The 16,592-nt window shown below is 72.9% G+C and carries 15 protein-coding genes and 1 pseudogene; 7 read left to right on the top strand and 9 right to left on the bottom strand.

Going from position 1 to position 16,592, the window contains the following annotated elements; translation table 11 throughout:
* The 3 genes and pseudogenes from J7E89_RS26925 to J7E89_RS26915 form a co-directional block, all read left to right on the top strand.
* A pseudogene (locus J7E89_RS26925) lies at nt 1-667 on the top strand (hypothetical protein); the annotation flags it as partial.
* Between the two features lie 250 nt (nt 668-917).
* Complete coding sequence (rsgA, locus tag J7E89_RS26920; protein ID WP_214977035.1) at nt 918-2,036, top strand: ribosome small subunit-dependent GTPase A; 1,119 nt, start codon at nt 918-920, stop codon at nt 2,034-2,036.
* 193 nt (nt 2,037-2,229) lie between these two features.
* Nucleotides 2,230-3,591, top strand: a complete 1,362-nt coding sequence (locus tag J7E89_RS26915; RefSeq protein WP_214977037.1) for a DNA-3-methyladenine glycosylase 2 family protein — start codon at nt 2,230-2,232, stop codon at nt 3,589-3,591.
* 12 nt (nt 3,592-3,603) lie between these two features.
* Here the strand turns inward: J7E89_RS26915 and J7E89_RS26910 are convergent, their stop codons facing one another.
* The 4 genes from J7E89_RS26910 to J7E89_RS42100 all read right to left on the bottom strand — a co-directional run bounded on the left by J7E89_RS26910 (nt 3,604) and on the right by J7E89_RS42100 (nt 6,207).
* On the bottom strand, nt 3,604-3,969 hold the full coding sequence (locus J7E89_RS26910; protein ID WP_214977034.1) for a PPOX class F420-dependent oxidoreductase: 366 nt from the start codon (nt 3,967-3,969) through the stop codon (nt 3,604-3,606).
* Between the two features lie 78 nt (nt 3,970-4,047).
* The gene (locus J7E89_RS26905) at nt 4,048-4,530 is read right to left on the bottom strand and encodes a DUF456 domain-containing protein (RefSeq protein ID WP_214977033.1); all 483 of its coding nucleotides are present in this window, start codon (nt 4,528-4,530) and stop codon (nt 4,048-4,050) included.
* A gap of 122 nt (nt 4,531-4,652) precedes the next feature.
* Nucleotides 4,653-5,636 (bottom strand): helix-turn-helix domain-containing protein, encoded by a 984-nt coding sequence (locus J7E89_RS26900; RefSeq protein ID WP_214977032.1) that lies wholly within the window; start codon nt 5,634-5,636, stop codon nt 4,653-4,655.
* A gap of 385 nt (nt 5,637-6,021) precedes the next feature.
* Entirely contained in the window at nt 6,022-6,207 is a 186-nt protein-coding gene (locus J7E89_RS42100) for a hypothetical protein (RefSeq protein ID WP_214977031.1), read from the bottom strand.
* A 144-nt stretch (nt 6,208-6,351) separates the two neighbouring features.
* Between J7E89_RS42100 and J7E89_RS26890 the strand changes: the two genes are divergently transcribed.
* Nucleotides 6,352-8,430 carry a protein phosphatase 2C domain-containing protein gene (locus tag J7E89_RS26890; RefSeq protein ID WP_214977030.1) on the top strand — a complete coding sequence of 693 codons (2,079 nt, stop codon included), beginning with the start codon at nt 6,352-6,354 and terminating at the stop codon, nt 8,428-8,430.
* A 149-nt stretch (nt 8,431-8,579) separates the two neighbouring features.
* Nucleotides 8,580-9,371: a hypothetical protein gene (locus tag J7E89_RS26885; RefSeq protein WP_214977029.1), complete on the top strand. Its 792-nt coding sequence runs from the start codon at nt 8,580-8,582 to the stop codon at nt 9,369-9,371.
* Here J7E89_RS26885 and J7E89_RS26880 read toward each other — a convergent pair.
* Nucleotides 9,346-9,816 carry a hypothetical protein gene (locus J7E89_RS26880; protein WP_214977028.1) on the bottom strand — a complete coding sequence of 157 codons (471 nt, stop codon included), beginning with the start codon at nt 9,814-9,816 and terminating at the stop codon, nt 9,346-9,348. The genes J7E89_RS26885 and J7E89_RS26880 overlap by 26 nt on opposite strands.
* 197 nt (nt 9,817-10,013) lie before the next feature.
* Between J7E89_RS26880 and J7E89_RS26875 the strand changes: the two genes are divergently transcribed.
* Complete coding sequence (locus J7E89_RS26875) at nt 10,014-10,511, top strand: ATP-binding protein (RefSeq protein WP_214977027.1); 498 nt, start codon at nt 10,014-10,016, stop codon at nt 10,509-10,511.
* A gap of 33 nt (nt 10,512-10,544) precedes the next feature.
* Here the strand turns inward: J7E89_RS26875 and J7E89_RS26870 are convergent, their stop codons facing one another.
* Both J7E89_RS26870 and J7E89_RS26865 read right to left on the bottom strand, forming a co-directional pair.
* Nucleotides 10,545-11,606, bottom strand: coding sequence for a DUF2637 domain-containing protein (locus J7E89_RS26870; RefSeq protein WP_214977026.1), 1,062 nt, complete (start codon nt 11,604-11,606; stop codon nt 10,545-10,547).
* 239 nt (nt 11,607-11,845) lie between these two features.
* Nucleotides 11,846-12,736 carry a (2Fe-2S)-binding protein gene (locus J7E89_RS26865; RefSeq protein WP_214977025.1) on the bottom strand — a complete coding sequence of 297 codons (891 nt, stop codon included), beginning with the start codon at nt 12,734-12,736 and terminating at the stop codon, nt 11,846-11,848.
* 123 nt (nt 12,737-12,859) lie between these two features.
* Here J7E89_RS26865 and J7E89_RS26860 point away from each other — a divergent pair, with 123 nt between their 5' ends.
* On the top strand, nt 12,860-13,618 hold the full coding sequence (locus tag J7E89_RS26860) for a GntR family transcriptional regulator (protein WP_214977024.1): 759 nt from the start codon (nt 12,860-12,862) through the stop codon (nt 13,616-13,618).
* A 14-nt stretch (nt 13,619-13,632) separates the two neighbouring features.
* Here the strand turns inward: J7E89_RS26860 and J7E89_RS26855 are convergent, their stop codons facing one another.
* Together J7E89_RS26855 and J7E89_RS26850 are read right to left on the bottom strand one after the other, a co-directional pair.
* Nucleotides 13,633-14,406, bottom strand: a complete 774-nt coding sequence (locus J7E89_RS26855; RefSeq protein ID WP_251061137.1) for a hypothetical protein — start codon at nt 14,404-14,406, stop codon at nt 13,633-13,635.
* A gap of 352 nt (nt 14,407-14,758) precedes the next feature.
* Nucleotides 14,759-16,507: a PucR family transcriptional regulator ligand-binding domain-containing protein gene (locus J7E89_RS26850; RefSeq protein WP_214977022.1), complete on the bottom strand. Its 1,749-nt coding sequence runs from the start codon at nt 16,505-16,507 to the stop codon at nt 14,759-14,761.
* Nucleotides 16,508-16,592: the final 85 nt, after the last annotated feature.

Genomic DNA, 16,592 nt, shown 5'->3' with positions numbered 1-16,592 from the left:
AGCCGGGAGAGCACTTCAAGTAACGGACTTCGGCCACCGGCGCCACCTCCTCGGCGACGATGCGGAAGTGGCCCGGCTGCGCGAAACGGTGCGCGTCCTGCTCGGCGTCCACCTCGCCCGAGGCAGCTGCGACCTGCTGGCGGAGCTGCTGCTGTGCGCATCGGCTCTGGACGACGGGCGCGGCAGCCCGGGCCCGCTGGTACGTGAGGGCTGGGTCGCGCTGGCCGGCGCCGGGCGCCCGGACGGCGCCGTGCCCAGCCCCGTACACCGCCCCGAGGTACTGTCCGGTCTTACGGGCGACAAGGCCGCCGCCTATCTCTTCGGCACCTGCTACCACACCACCCTGGCAGCGGCGCTCGCCGCCGCCGCACGCAACCGGGGCGCCGCCGACGGCCCGCAGCAGGCCGCACCAACCGGCTTCCCGCTTCCCGGCGCCGCCCCTGACGAGATCCGGCGGTGGGCGCGAAACGTGTCCGGGACCGCCTCCGCTCCCGCGCGCACGGCGTGGACGGCCCACCTCGACCCCCTGCTGGCACTCAGCGTCCAGGCACGCGATCCGGAGCTCCTGACGGAGGTATTACTCGCCGCGGAACGGCTCGGCCACGGCGACCGCCCACTGGTCCGCTCGGCGGCCGCGCTGCTCGCGGCATGGCGTCCGTCCGTATAGAGCGCCGGGATCGGTTGGACGGCACCAGCCGGAAATAATCGCTGGTGCCGTCTTCCGGGGCGGGGTTATGGTTCTGCTCGTTGGTTCGTTGAGGAAGCAGGAGGTGAGGACATTGATGACTGTCACGGTGACGGGCACTGCCCGCATTCAGGAGTTCATCATCGTTGCCACCCCTGTGGTCTCCGGCTGACACCCACACTTCTTCCGCGCGCCGAGCGCGCCGCCGGGGCCACCCTTTGAAGGGTTCCCCTTGTTCAACGCTTCCCTCAACACGTCTTCCTCGTATGACACTCAGCACGCCCTCGCCCCCTACGGCTGGGACGAAGGCTGGGCTGCCGAGTTCGCTCCGTACGCCGCGCAGGGTCTGCTGCCCGGCCGTGTCGTACGGGTCGACCGCGGCCGCTGCGACGTCCTCACCGCCGACGGCGTCGTCCACGGCGACACCACGTACGTGACCCCGCACGATCCACTGCGGGTCATCTGCACCGGCGACTGGGCGGCCGTCGACCCCGTCGGCGACCCGCAGTTCGTACGGGCGTACCTGCCGCGCCGCACCGCGTTCGTACGCTCCACCTCCTCCACCCGGTCCGAGGGGCAGATCCTCGCGGCCAACGTCGACCACGCGATCATCGCCGTCTCGCTCGCCGTGGAGCTGGACCTCGGGCGGATCGAACGGTTCCTGGCGCTGGCCTGGGAGTCGGGCGCGCAGCCGCTGGTCGTCCTGACCAAGTCCGACCTCGTGCCCGATGCCACCGGGCTCTCGTACCTCGTCGAGGACGTGGAGACCACCGCGCCCGGCGTGCAGGTGCTGGCCGTCAGCTCCACGACGGGCGACGGCATCGACGTACTCACCGCGGTCGTATCGGACGGTACGAGCGTGCTGCTCGGGGTGTCCGGTGCGGGAAAGTCGACGCTGGCCAACGCGCTGCTCGGCGAGGACGTCATGGATGTGCAGGCGACCCGCGAAGTCGACGGCAAGGGCCGGCACACGACCACCACCCGCAACCTCCTCGTCCTGCCCGGCGGGGGAGTGCTCATCGATACGCCCGGACTGCGAGGGGTTGGGCTGTGGGACGCCGAGACCGGTGTCGGGCAGGTCTTCTCGGAGATCGAGGAACTGGCGGCCCAGTGCCGGTTCCACGACTGCGCCCATGAAAGCGAGCCGGGCTGCGCCGTGCTGGCCGCGCTGGAGGAGGGCTCGCTGCCGGAGCGCCGGCTGGAGAGCTACCGCAAGCTGCTGCGGGAGAACCGGCGCATCGTCGCCAAGACCGATGCGAGGCTGCGGGCGGAGATGGGGCGCGAGTGGCGACTGAAGTCGGCGGAGGGCCGCGCCAACTTCGCCGCCAAGCGCGCCGGGGGCCGGCTCTAGGCAGGACCCCGGCGGGTGTGCGGCTCCGCCGCAACGCGAGGCGCCGCCCCGCACCCCGCTCCTCAAACGCCGGATGGGCTGAAATATTGCCGCAAGCGGCAACATCCAGCCCGTCCGGGGTCTGGCCACCCCGGAGGCCATGTCCGAATCCCGCCAGCCCGCCGCCCGCCGCTGCCGCACACTGGATCGCGTGATGGACGAAGCGAGCATGTACGAGGCGGTGACCAGCCGCGACGCGCGTTTCGACGGCGAGTTCTTCTTCGCCGTCGCGACCACCGGCATCTACTGCCGGCCGAGCTGCCCCGCCGTCACCCCCAAGCGCGAGAACGTGCGCTTCTACCCCACCGCTGCCGCCGCCCAAGGCAACGGCTTCCGGGCCTGCCGCCGCTGCCGCCCCGACGCCGTACCCGGATCCGCGGACTGGAACGCCCGCGCCGATGTCGTCGGCCGCGCGATGCGGATGATCGGCGACGGCATCGTCGACCGCGAAGGCGTGCCCGGGCTCGCGGGCCGGCTCGGATACAGCACCCGGCAGGTGCAGCGGCAGCTGACCGGCGAGCTCGGTGCCGGCCCCGTCGCACTCGCCCGCGCGCAGCGCGCGCACACCGCGCGCGTGCTGCTCCAGACCACCGGACTGCCCGTCACGGAGATCGCGTTCGCCTCAGGCTTCGCGAGCGTGCGGCAGTTCAACGACACGATCCGCCAGATCTACGCCCGTACCCCCAGCCTCCTGCGGACGGAGTCCGGAACCAAGACCGCTGGCGCGGGCGCCGACGCGGGGCCCGCCCTCGCCGCCGGGATTCCGCTGCGACTCGCCTATCGCGGGGCGTACGCCGCCCGGGAGGTCTTCGACCTGCTCGCCGGCGAGGCCGTGCCGCGCGTCGAGGAGATGACCGGCGAGCCCGGCGCCCGCACCTACCGGCGCACCCTGCGCCTGCCGTACGGAACGGGCATCGCCGCCGTGGACGAGGCGCCGCACGCCGGCTGGCTCGACGCCCGCATCCACCTCACCGACCTGCGCGACCTCACCACCGCCGTGCAGCGGCTGCGCAGGCTCTTCGACCTGGACGCCGACCCGTACGCCGTCGACGAGCGGCTCGCCGCCGACCCGGCGCTCGCGCCGCTGGTCGCCGCCCGCCCCGGGCTGCGTTCGCCGGGCGCCGCTGATCCGGAGGAGTTCGCGGTACGGGCGCTGGTGGGACGGGAGGCGACGGTGGGGCTCATCGAGGCGTACGGGAAGGTGCTGGACCAGCCGTGCGGCGCGCTGACGCACGTCTTCCCCGAGCCGGGCGTCCTCACCGGTGCGGACGACCCCGCGCTGCGGTCGCTGGCGGCCGCGCTCGCGGACGGCGCCGTACGCCTCGATCCCGGCGCGGACCGCGACGAGGCGGAGCGGGCGCTGCGTGCGCTGCCCGGTATCACCGCGAGGACCGCCGGCCTGATCCGGATGCGGGCACTTGGCGATCCGGACGTGGCGCCGGACGGGGAGGCGGGCGCCGGCGACTGGCGGCCCTGGCGGTCGTACGCCGTGCGGCACCTCTGGACGGCGGCGTAACGCAAAGCCCGGTCAGTCCAGACCCCAGCTGTGGATCTTCTGCGGGTGGATCCTGATCAGCTCCTCGCTGAAGTGCGGCCCGAGCTCGTGCGGCCCGGTCAGCAGCTCCGCCTCGCCCCGGATATCCACCCCGCGCACTGCCCACGGCTTCAGGCTCACGATGTCGTCGACCACCAGCGCGACCATCGGGTTCGCCTGGAGGTTGCGCCATTTCTTGGTCGTCCCGAGGGCGTGGCCGCCGACCAGGATCGTCCCGTCGTCCTGCGGGAAGAAACCGACCGGGTTGGCCTGCGGCCGGCCCTTCGGGTCGACGGTCGCCATCCGTCCCAGGCGTTGCGTTTTGAGGTACGCGCGTTCGACATCGCTGAATGCGGTCATGGCGCCAGCCTCACACGCGCGACCCGCCCCGCACATCGGCACGACGGCCTAGGACTTCCGCCGGATCCGCGGGAATTCTCAGCCCCAGATCAGCACGCCCGCCCACGTGCCGACCACCAGCAGACAAGCGAACAGCTCCACGAGCACCTGGTATCCGACGGCGCGCATGACCGTACGGGTGGAGGCCCAGCCGCCGCCGTGGCTGCCGAGCCGCGCCCGCTCCACCCCGTAGATGCCCCCGATGAACCCCGCGATCCCGCCCACCACCGGCAGCAGGAAGAACCCGGCGATCCCGGCGATCCCGCCCACCATGAGCGTCCGCGGCGGCGCGCCCGACTCCTGGGGGCGGCGGGCCGGCAGCAGGGGCTTGAGCGCCTGGTTGAGCAGCATCAGTGCGGTCGCGCCGATCAGTACGCCCCAGGCGAGCACCGTTTTGTCCTCCAGCGCCCACCACAACACGGCCGCCCAGACGATCGCCTGCCCCGGCACGCCCGGCACGAGTACGCCGAGCAGGCCGAGCAGCATGACGAGGCCGACCAGGAGGAGCTGCCACACGCCCATCTGTCCAGGGTGCGGGACGCGGCCCGTTCCCGCAGGTCAAGACGGTCCGCGCGGGGGCCTTGCGCCAGCCCGTCCGGCGCTTGAGGTGGGGCGGGGACCCTCCACCCGTTCCGGTGGCGCGGTCAGCCCCTGGCCACCCAGCCGCGTTCGTACGCATGCCAGCCGAGCTGAAGCCGCGTCGTCACGCCCGCCAGCTCCATCAGCCCCTTCACCCGCCGCTGCACCGTCCGCAGGCCCAGCTCCAGCTGCTTGGCGACGCTGGCGTCCGTCATCCCGGCGAGCAGCAGCGACAGCACTTGGAGATCCGTGGCGTCGGGGCCCGGCACACCCTCCTCCGACGCCGTCCCGTCCGCCCCCAGCCGCAGCGGCAGCGCCTCCCGCCACACCGCCTCGAAGAGCCCGGCCAGCGACTCCAGCAGCCCGCTCGCGTGTACGACGAGAGCCGCGGGCTCCGCGCCGCGCCCCGTCAGCGGCACCATCGCGATGGTCCGGTCCGCGATGACCAGCTTCGTCGGCACCTTCTCCACCACCCGTACCTGCTCGTCGCGCCCCAGTGCCGCCGACAGCTCGACGATCCCGGTGGGCAGCGTGAGAACCTCCCGTTCGAGCACCACCCGGTACGTCACGCCACGCGTCGCCGCCCGCTCCTCCGCCTCGTTGTCCATGCCGCTGATCGCGATCGGATGCCCCGTGACCAGCGCGCACACCTCCTCGGTGGCGCCGAGCTGAAGCTGTACGAAGCGGTGCGCCACCGCGCTCGTGCCAGTCACCACCTCGACCAGATCGTGCACCGCGGGCTCGGCCGCCTCCGCCCGGTACTCCTGCGCCAGCAGCGCCGCCGCCAGCTCCGCCTGCTCCAGCTCGTGCCGCTGCTGGGTGAGCAGCGCGCCCAGCGCGACCCCGGGCGGCGCGGCCACCCAGCGTCCCGTACGGGCCGACGACTGGGCCGCGAGCCCCTGCCGCTCCAGGCGGCGCAGCGCACGTTCCGTATCGGCCTCCGGCAGCGTCAGCCGATGCGCGAGGTCGGGGACCTCCGCGGCGCCGAGCGCGACCAGCGCGCGGTACGTCGACTCCTGGGCCTCGTCGAGACCAATGGCTCCCAGCACCCCTCCACACCCTCCCCGGACGCTTCGATTCCGCACGTTTCTGCACCGTCGCCCCGATCTTGCCCACCGGCTGGTGGCGGGAAGCGGCCACGGCGTAAACCCGCCGTACGCATCATCCTTGCACCACCCGTCACTCTGCCAATGTGGCGCCACCGCAGCACCAACAGCCTCCGGCAGCAGCGCTTTTGTGCTGTGTGCCGGATTTCATCAAGGGAGAGCGATGCGCCCGATATCGCGCACGGCACTGGGGGCGGTGACCGCCGCCGTCATCGCCACCATGAAGGTCGGCGAGCCGGCTGCGGCCTGGAAGCGCTCGACCACGCCGCAGACCGCTGCCGCCCGCCGACGGCCAGAAGATTGGCCTCAGCGTCTCGGGGCACTCGGGCTACACACCGGGCGCACTCACCGCCGTGAAGCTGTCGTACTCGTACGACGGCGGCGAGACCTGGACCGGCGTCAAAGTGGCGTAGCAGTCCGGCACTTGGACCGCGACGCTGGACCACGCGGGCGCGGCGGGCGGGCCGGTGATGCTGAAAAGCGAACTGACGGACGCGAAGGGCAACTTGGTCACGCAGGTCGCGACGCGCGCGTACGACGTGCGCTAGCCGAATAGCCGTCCGCCGGGCGTCCCTCCCGTGGGGGGTGGGGTCGCCCGGCGGACATATTTTTCCCGATGCCCCGTTTTCGTACGGCCGTTGAGGTGGACAATAGGGGCATGAGCCAGCAGGGGGAGAGGCGCACCAAGGACGAGGACGCGTGGTGGAGCCGGCTATACGACGACGAACCCACCCCGGACACGGGTCCCGCGCAGCCGGACGACACGCTGGACACGCGTTTCGACTCCGCAGCGAACACACTGTCCCCACCGCCACCACCCTCATTGGGAGTCGTGGAGGAGCAGCGCCAGGAGCCGGCAGCGGGCGAACACCCCCCGTTGCCGGCGCGGCCGGCGTCGGCTCCGGACCCGCCGCCATGGTGGGCAGCGGGCCAGGCCCCCGCACCGGCGAAGAAACGCCCCCCGACCGCAGCATCTGAACCACCACTTCCATCAGCACCACCTCTGGGGCCGCCCGTCCCTCCGTCACCGGAACCACCACTGCCGCCGCCCTCTGGACCGCCTCGGACTTCGCCCGAGGCGCGGCCCCCGGAGCCCCCCGAGCCACGACACCAGGATTCGCCACTTGCGTCGGAGCGGGGATCGCCCCCTGGTGCGCCCGAGTCAGGGCAGCCCGATCCGGCCGAGCCACAGCTCCCCGAGTCGCGGCTTCCGTCGGAGCCGGGACCTGGTCGCCCGGCCTCTCCCGAGCCACGGCAGCCGGGCAGGGCCGAGGCAGGGCCTTCGGACCGGGTTGAACCACCGTCACAGGCTTCGCCGGAGCCCGCGCCGCGTTCGCCGACGCCGCCCGCTCCCGCGCGACCGCCCGCGCCACCCGTCATCGCCCCGCAGCGTGCCCCCTGGGAGCCGCCCGCCGTACCGCAAGTGCCGCCCGCCCGCCGGGAGTCGGTCCCGCCGCCGTCCCGGGGGGACGCGCCCCCGGAGGACCGGCGGCCGGGTCCGCCCGCCCCGTCCCACCGCATGCCGGAGGCCCGCACACCCAGGGACGCCACAGCGCCTCCCGAGCCCTGGCAGCGGCCGACACGCCCCGAGCTGCCGCAACCGGAGCCGGAGCCCGCGCGCCCGCAAGCCGCGCCACAGCTCGATCCGCGACCCGCGCCCCCGCCCGGCCGGACGCCCTCGACCTCCCCGTACGCCGAGGGTTCGGACCGGACTCCCGGGGCCGGTAGCGGCGGCGGGCCATTGGAAGGCCAGGCACGTTCGCCCCGCGCCGGCTTCGTCGGGGATCGGCCGCCCACCTACGACGCCGAGCCCAGTGCTCTCCCCGCCGCCGACCCGCGTGAGCTCGGCGCTCTCGTGGCCGACACCGTGCTCGACGGCGCCCGGTACGGCACGTACACCCTGCGCGCCGCCTCCATCCGCGGCGACTCCGCCCGCTACCGCGGCGAACCCCGCCGCGACGCCCTGCTCACCGCCCGCTTCGGCCGCGCCGAGGACGCGCTCGTCCTGGTCGCGGTGGCCGGCGGGGCCCGCGCCGCCGAGAACGCGCATCTGGCCGCCGCCGACGCCTGCCGCTGGATCGGCGAAGCCGTCGGCCGCAGCCACGCACGCCTCGCCGACGACATAAGGGCGGGCCGCCGGGGCGACCTCAAGTCCGGCCTGCACCGCCTCACCGACCGCAGCTACGGCAAGCTGCGCGCCCGCGCGTCCGAGCTGGGCCTGGAGCCGGAGGAGTACACAGCGAGCCTGCGCTGCCTCCTCCTGCCCGCCGACCCCGCGTGCCGCACCAGGGTCTTCTTCGGCATCGGCGGCGGCGGCCTGTTCCGGCTGCGCGGCGGCGCCTGGCAGGACATCGAGCCCCCCGTCCCCGAGCCCGCCGCCGTCACCGGCGCGCCCGTCGTCGGCTTCGGCTCGGTCCCGTCCGAGACCGCGGAGGGCGACCGCCTCACCATGGACCTCGGCATTACGACGCCCCCTTCCCCGTACGTCGAAAGCGTCCCCCCGCCCACCGAACCCTTCCGCTTCCGCGCCTCGGTGGCCCGCCCGGGTGACACCCTGCTGCTGTGCAGCGGCGGCCTCGCCGACCCCCTGCGCGGCGAGCCCGCCCTCGCCAAGGAACTGGCCGAACGCTGGGCCCCCGCCGAACCGCCCGGCCTCGCCGAGTACCTCGCGGACACCGGCCTGCGGGTGAAGGGGTACGCCGACGACCGTACGGCGGTGGCCGTCTGGGAGGCGTAACGGCGTACCGCAGGGGTTGATGGCCATAGGTCCGTACGAGTGGAATCGCGGGCAGGGGCGGGGCAGACGCGGCGTGTCACGGAAGGTTCACAGCGACCGACTGCTAGCCACCAGAGTCAGCGAAAGGGCCTGTGACGCCAGTGACGCGCATGTCTTTCCCCCGGCGCTTCAGCCGCGGCCGTACCTCCGCCGCGGCTGCGGCCGCCGTCGTCATCGCCATGCCCGCCGCGATCGCCGTAGTGCCTGACGCGGTCACCTCGGTCCTGGGTTCCGCCGCCGGGCCGCAGGCCCCGATGGAGCCCCCTGCGGCGGATGCGGGAGCGCCCGCGTCCGGCACCCCGATCAGGGCCGGGCTGCTCAGACTGGATCTGAGCGCGGCCCTCGGCCCGGCGGGGCAGGGCACGGCGGCGGCCCCGGTCGACGGCGCGGTCCGGCTGGACGCGGGCGGGTTCGGCCTGAAGGCCCGCGCGGGCAGCAGGATCGCCCACGGGGACAAGAAGCTGCTGGGCGGCAGGGTCATGCTCGACGGCGGCGTCCGGCTGTCGAGGGGCGACAGGGCGGTCGTCTTCGTCAAGAACCTCGCGGTCGACCTCAGGACCCACGTCGTCACTGCCACGGTGGGGGAGGGCAAGCCCGACGAGCGGCTCGGCGTACTGGACGAGACCAGGACGAGGCTCCTCCCGCAGACAGCCCCCGGGGACGCGAATATCGCACTGGGCGGGCGGCTGGTGCTGGACCCGGCGGCGGGGGCGCGGATCAATGAGGGCCTGCGGGCGGAGGTGTTCGGCGCCGCGGGTACGGGCGCGGGGGCGGCCGGTATCGGAGCGACGTTCGAGGCCGACGCGGACCTCGACATCGACCTGGCGTTCGCACTGGGCCTGGACACGGAACTCGGCCTCCAGCCCAACCCGACCGCTAGTACGCCCGCGGCTCGCGTTTGAAAGTATCGAGGTCACAGCCGTCGGGGTCGCCGATGAACTCGAAGAGATGAGGGTTTTCGCGGCTTCCGCCGACGTTGATGCCGGCGCCGTACCCGCCGCCCGCGTCCATATCGCTGATCTCGTCGAATGTGAAAGAGACGGGCCAGTCGAGGCGGTCGTCACCGGCCGTCAGCTCCCAAGTGCCGGAGGCGGTTCTCCTCTCGGGCTCACCCGTGGCACCTTCGAGATCTGAGGGCCATCCCGTCGTGGTGAACGATCCGTCCTGGTTGAGGGTCAGGGATCTGTTCGCGGTTGTGCGGTAGGTGCCGACCAGGTCGTGGGGCGTAAGGCCCTCAGGGTGTGGTTCCTCGCCCGGGCAGGGCGAGTATCGGCCGAAACATCCGGTTGTACCGGCTGCCACAGTCAGGATCAGCACGCATGTCAGGCCGAAGAGCCGCTGGTTCATGTTCGTCCTCCCCCCGGAATATCGATGTGAACCAGTGTCCCAGTGAACCGCCGGCGGTCGGCGGGCTCTCCTTCAGGTCCGGATATTCCCCGCACGCCGCTTATTTGACTAATGGACATGAGTGCCATTGCGCGTACGGGGCATGCATTCCGTGAACCAGTTCGAGAAGGGGGCGATCCGGCGTGCGGGTGGGGGCTATGACAGGGCAGCAGGCAAGCGGACGTGGTGCCACCGCGCGAGGACCGTCGTCGGGGGAGGCGGAAGCGGAGGCGGAGGCCAAATCTGACGGGGAGGGGGCACTCATTCAGCTGCGACGCAGACTGGGGCATGCGGAGCTCACAGCGGTTCCGGAGGTGCGGCACGCTTTGCGTGAGCTGCTGCTGCGGAACCGGAAGAATCAGAGCTCCACGGATGTCGCCGAGCTCCTGACCACCGAGCTGGTGACCAACGCCCTGGTCCACACGGAACACGACGCCGAGGTCACGGCCACCGTCGCCGCCTCCAGGCTCCGGGTAGAGGTACGGGACTTCGTCGCCCGCCACCCGCAGCCGCACACCCCGCCGGCCGACGACGGTACGCACGGCAGGGGCCTCATCCTGGTCCAGGCGCTCGCGGACGCGTGGGGCGTACGGGCGCAAGGCGTAGGAAAAGTGGTCTGGTTCGAACTCGACATGGGCGGCGGCGGGCCGGCGTAATCGCCGAGCCCGCCGCCGCGCCGGCGCGGCGCCTCAGCCGAACTGCTGCTCAAGGTCCTTGAGCTTGCGTTCCAGCGAGTCGAGCCGTGGCAGAGCCTGCGTGTCGTCCTCGGCGGTGAGGTCGACGGTCGTCACCCTTTCAGCGCCTTTCACGGCCTGAAGGGAGGGCCTTTGTCGAAGCGGCAGTTGTCCGGGTTCTGATATGGCGGGCTCCGCGACCGCCTGAGGCGGTGCGGAGCCCGAACCGGACGTGAGCGCCGCGACCTCGACGACCTGCCGTCCGCCGCCGACACGACCGCGCCCCCAGGCCCGGTGCTGCCGGTTGATGGCCTTCAACTGGGCGCGCTCCAGCTTCTGGTGGTCGCGCCGGCGCATGCGGTTCTGTTCCTTCTCGCGTACGTCTTCCCGCACCTCCTCGACCGCCTCGTCCAGCGTGCGTACGCCCTCCAGGAGCATCAGCGACCACGCGCCGAAGGTCTCCTTGGGGGCCCTCAGCCACCGTACGACCCGGATCTGCGGCAGCGGGCGCGGCACCAGGCCCTGCTCGCGCAGCGCGGCCCTGCGGGTCTGCTTCAGCGCCCGGTCGAACAGCACCGCGGCCGAGAGCGACATCCCGGCGAAGAACTGGGGAGCGCCGTCGTGGCCGAGGCCCCGGGGCGCGTGCACCCAGTTGAACCAGGCGGCGGCGCCGGCGAACAGCCAGACCAGGAGACGGGATCCGAGGGCCGCGTCGCCGTGGCTGGCCTCGCGCACCGCGAGCACCGAGCAGAACATGGCGGCGCCGTCGAGGCCGAACGGGACAAGGTACTCCCAGCCGCCGGTGAGGTTGAGGTTTTGCCGGCCGAAGCCGACCAGGCCGTGGAAGGAAAGCGCGGCGGCGACCGCGGCGCAGCAGAAGAGCAGCAGGTACGAAGCGATCCCGTAGATCGCTTCCTTCCGCCTGCGCCGCTCCTCCGTACGTTCCCAGGAGTCGTCGGCTGCGGTCTTGCTACCGGCGCGCTTGCCGCGCGCGAGCACCGCAACCGCCGCCAGTACCCCCGCGAGCATCACGCCACCCGGAAGCAGCCAGTCCAGCGATATGTCGGTCAGTCTCATGTGCGGTGTCCCTTGCATCGCGGTAGGGCGTATCGGGCGCCATACTGGCGGAATCGAGGTTCCCCAAAGAGGCTTTCGGTGCAAGAGGACGCCAAGGGAGCGCCAGGGCACGCGAATAGGTGCGATCTGGTCGAACCGCCGTACGTAGTCGGCCGGTTGAGTTCGATTTATGCCACCTGATCGGGTGGCGTGCCAGCGGCGTGCCCGTGGCGTGCCCGTGGCGTGGAGGTGGCCTGCCGTCAGACTGCTGCGGCTGCCGCGACCGCAGGCGCCGCTGCCGCCGCGGCTTCCTCGCTCAGCTTCCGTACGCGCTCGGCGTCGCACGTACGCGGACACGTCACGCAGGTGTCGTCCGGGCGCAGCGTGTAGAAGAGGCAGCAGCTCGCCCGGTCGCGGGTCGGCAGCGACTCACCGTTCGGTCCGGTCAGCTCACGGAAGCCGGCCGTCCCGGCGTACGGCTTGGTCGTACCCGGCAGCAGCTCCTCCAGCTCCCGCATCGCGCGCCGCTCCTCGCCGAGCAGGTGCGCGATGTACCAGATCCCTTCCGCGATCTCGTCCGTCGCCATGCCCCACAGCGCGCGCTTTCCGCGCCGCATCCGCGGCCCGAAGCCGTCGAGAACCGGACCGAGGTGCTGGGCGACGGCGTCCCGTACCTCACCGCGCAGGGCCTCCTCGTCCGGTACGACGCGGGCGCCGGGCAGTGCGGCGGCCGGGTCGCCCGGCAGGCAGGCGAATTCCCGAACACGTACGGTCATGCGGCCCAGCGTCCGCTGGAACGCGACGTCCTCGACGGGCACGCGGGGTACCCGGCGGTGCAGAAACCACGGCACGGTGATCAGCAGGCAGGCGGGCCAGGCGTAGCGGTGGAGGCCGAAGCTGGCGACGACGTCGGGGCGGGCCTGCTGGCCGTAGTCGCGCAGAACCTGCGCGTTGTCCCAGGCCAGAAAGGCGTCGAGCGTGGCGCCACCGGCGGCGAGCTCGGCGGCCCCGACCCAGCCGCCGCCCCGGGGCGCCTGTTCCCCGTCCGCCAGCTCGTGTACGCGAAGACCGGAGAAGACCTCCGTGAGGCGGGCGTAGGAGGCCGCGACGGGGGAGGCGGCGACGCCGGGGAAAAGAGCGGGGACGGTCATGCAGGGGACCACCGAATCGCGATCGTTTGCAGGTAAGCCTTACCTTACCCGATCAATTCGATGTTTGAACTGTTACCAGGGCCGCCTATCGTGCATATGGGACACAGCACCGGAGGGACCCGCATGGAGCAGCAGCAGGGCAGACCGCGCGAGGCGGCGTACGGACACGTGCCGGCCGCCACGCAGGTGCCGTCCGTGCGCGTACCGGAGCAGGCACGCGGCGAGCACACCCACAGCGAGCCCCCGGCCCCTCGCCTCGTCCAGCGCCACTCGGTGCGCGGCCAGATACTCGACGCCCTGCGCGCCGCCCTCGTCAGCGGCGAGCTGGTCCCCGGCGAGGTCTACTCCGGCCCCGCCCTCGGCGCCCGCTTCGGCGTCTCGGCGACTCCGGTCCGCGAAGCCATGCAGCAGCTGGCGCAGGAGGGCGCGGTGGAGGTCGTACCGAACCGCGGCTTCCGCGTCACGGTCCGCACCTCGCTGGAACTCGCCGAACTCGCGGAAGTGCGGTCGCTGATCGAAGTCCCGGTCATGCTCCGCCTGGCGCGTACGATCCCGGCCGCCCGGTGGTGCGAGCTGCGCCCGCTGGCGGAGGCCACCACGGCGGCGGCGGCGACGGGCAACCGGGCGGCGTACGCCGAATCGGACCGTGCGTTCCATCGCGCGATCCTCTCCCTCTCCGGCAACCGCCAACTGGTCACGGTCGCCGACGACCTCCACCGCCGCTCCCAGTGGCCCCTGCTCACAGGAGATCCCCTGGGCCGCCGGGCGGACCTCCTCGCGGACGCCGCCGAACACCTGGCCCTGCTGGACGCGCTGGCGGCGCAGGACCTGACGGTCGTTCAGTCACTGGTAGGCGAACACTTCGCGGGCGCGGACCGCTGAATCAGACGTTGGCCTCACACCGCCGCGGACGGTGACAGCTGCGCCGCCAGCCACGTCGGTACGCCGTCCAGGAGCCGGAACAGGCGGGCCGCCTCCGCCCGCAGGCGGGTGGCCTCCGGCTCCGGTTCCGCGTCGGCCAGGGCTGCCAGGGCCGGGGCCGTGCCGACCAGGTAGCCCAGTTCCTCCCGTATCCGCAAAGACTCCGCGAAGCCGTGCCGCGCGTCCGCCAACTCGCCCTCGCGGAGGGACAGTCCGGCCAGATGGCGCCACGTGAACGAGAGCAGCAGCGTCTCGCCGTGCGTCGTCGCGCCCGCGTGGGCGCGACGGTAGGCGGCGCGGGCCGACTGCGGCGAGTCGGAGATGTGCTCGGCGACCAGGCCGCGCCGGAAGTCGAGGAGCGGGCGGCCCGGCGCCGTCGGGGCGAGCAGCGCCGCCGCCCTGCCGAGCGCGGAGCGTGCCTCGTCGGCGCGGTCGCGGGCGCCGAGCACCGTCGATGCGTACGCCAGCTGGCCGCGCTCGCACGCCGCCGCGCCCCGCTCGTCGTCGCTCTGGGCAACCGCCTCCGCCGTACGCAGGGCGTCCTCGGCCTCCGCCCAGCCCCGTTCCGTGAACAGGCAGCGCTCTACGAGCAGCGATGCCCGCTGGAGCGCGGCGGCAGGGGTCGCGGCGGCGCCCCCATGTGGTTCGAGCAAGGCCGCGGCGTCGGTCCAGCAGCCACGCGAGCGCAGCCGCCATACCGCGGTCTGGAGTGGGCTTCCGTCCCCTGCGGTCGTTCCGGAACCAGACATGGCGGTATGCGCCACATTGCCCTCCCCGAGCAGCACGTCATTGAGCTGTGAGTATCGGTCGTGCGGTTGTGGGCGAATCTCAGCATGGAATGGCACTCCGGGCCAAGAGCTCAGGTGAATGAATTCACAAACGGCCGGTCAGGGCGGCCACTTGGCTGAGAGTGGGAGGCGCCCGGGTTGACGCCGCGGGCCGGCCGACTCCGCTGCGCCGGCCTTTCCCCGACCCGACCCGAAGCCGGGGCAAGCCCCCAGACCTCCGGGCGGGCCCTTCGGGCGTGTCCTCAATCGCCGGACGGGCTCCTGTGGAGCGCCTCCGGCGATGGGGAAAGCTACGCAGGGCCCGGAGCGGCCGCTAGCTCATCCTCAGCGCGAGGAAGAAGTCCAGCTTGTCCTCGAGACGCGACAGGTCACGGCCCGTCAGTTGCTCGATCCGGCCCACCCGGTAGCGCAGGGTGTTCACGTGCAGATGCAGCCGCGCCGCGCAGCGCGTCCAGGAACCGTCGCAGTCGAGGAACGCTTCCAGCGTGGGGATGAGTTCCGCGCGATGCCGCCGGTCGTAGTCCCGCAGCGGATCCAGCAGCCGCGCCGTGAACGCCCGGCGCACGTCGTCCGGTACGAACGGCAGCAGCAGCACGTGCGACGCCAGCTCGTGGTGGCCCGCCGCGCAGACCCGCCCGGGCCGCGCCGCCGCCACCCGGCGCGCGTGCCGGGCCTCCTCCAGCGCCCCGCGCAGCCCCTCCGCCGAGTGCACGGCCGCGCTGACACCCAGTGTCAGCCGCCCATCGTCGGCGAGGCCCCCGGAGAGCGGCTCGCGCACCGCCTCCAGGAGTACGTCGGCATGCAGCCCGATCCGGGAGACGGACGCGGCCTCGGCCCCCTCCTCGCCGTCGCCGGCGTCCTCCACCGCCACCGCCGGCAGCGGTACGAGCGCGATCGCCTCGTCGCCCGCGTGCGCCACCGCGATCCGGTCCGAGGAGTCGGAACCTGCCACCGCCGGGTCGACCAGTATTTCCTCCAGCAGCGTCTGCGCGACCGGCCCGGACCGGATCGCCGCGGCCGAGCCGCCGGGTCCTCCGGAGACCCCCGGCCCGCCTTCGAGCCAGTCGACCCGCGCCACGACCACCTGCCAGTGCGGCGCCGAGCCCAGACCCGGCAGCAGCACCGGTGCGGCGACCCGCAGGCGGGCCGCGATCTCGGCGGGCGCCGCGCCCGCCTGCACCAGCTCCAGGACCTCCTGAGCGAGGCGGCGGCGTACCGTACGAGCCGCGTCGCGCCGGTCGCGCTCGACGGCGATCAGCTGCGTCACCCCCTGGAGCAGGTCCAGACGGGCGGCGGGCCAGTCGCCCGCGTCCGCCTCCACCGCCAGCAGCCAGTCCGACAGCACGCTCTCGCGTACGTCGCGGGAAGCGGCGGCGGCAGCGGCGGCGCCCCGCCCGGCGCTCCTGATCGGGAACAGCGAGTACGTCGTGCCGCGCACGGTGGCCCGGTGCGGCGCCCGGCGCCCCGTGCGGCTCGCGGCCAGGTGCTCGCCCGCGAGAACGGGACCGACGGCCGGCGGCAGCGGGTCGCCGGCGCCCGCGATCTGGCGGCCGGTCGGCGACAGCACCCAGGCGCGCAGATCCAGGTCCGAGGTCAGCAGGTCCAGCACCACCTCGGGGCCGCCACCCGCCGGGCCCGACGTCATCAGCCTGCGGTGCCGGTCGACGACCGCGGCGAGATCACCGGCCCGTTCGCCGGACACCTGGCGCACCACGTGCTCGGTGATGGTGGCGAAGGCGACGGCCTCGCTGACCGCGAAGAGCGGCAGCCGGTGGCGTACGCACGCCTCGACCAGGTCGCTCGGGATCGCGCCCAGCTCCGCCTCGCCTGCCGCGAGCCCGACGACGCCAGCGCTCGCCAGGATGCGTACGAAGGGCTCGGAGTCGTCGGCGTCGCGCCGCCACGCCAGCCCGGTGAGCACCAGCTCGCCGCCGGACAGATAGCGGCTGGGATCCCGCAGGTCCGTGGTCATCACACCGCGCACGGTGCGGTCGAGCTCTTCCTCGCCGCCGAGCAGCCGCAGGCCCAGCGCGTCGGTCTCAAGCAGTGCGCGCAGCCGCATGGGTGTTCGCCGCCGATCTTCTGTCTCTTGGTGTGGATGGAGTGTGTTTGTGGTTTCCCGAAGAAAGCCGTGAGGTTGCCGAGGC

The sequence above is a fragment of the Streptomyces sp. ISL-100 genome (genome assembly GCF_018614615.1).
GTDB lineage: Bacteria > Actinomycetota > Actinomycetes > Streptomycetales > Streptomycetaceae > Streptomyces.
This window is presented reverse-complemented; position numbering and strand designations above follow the sequence as displayed.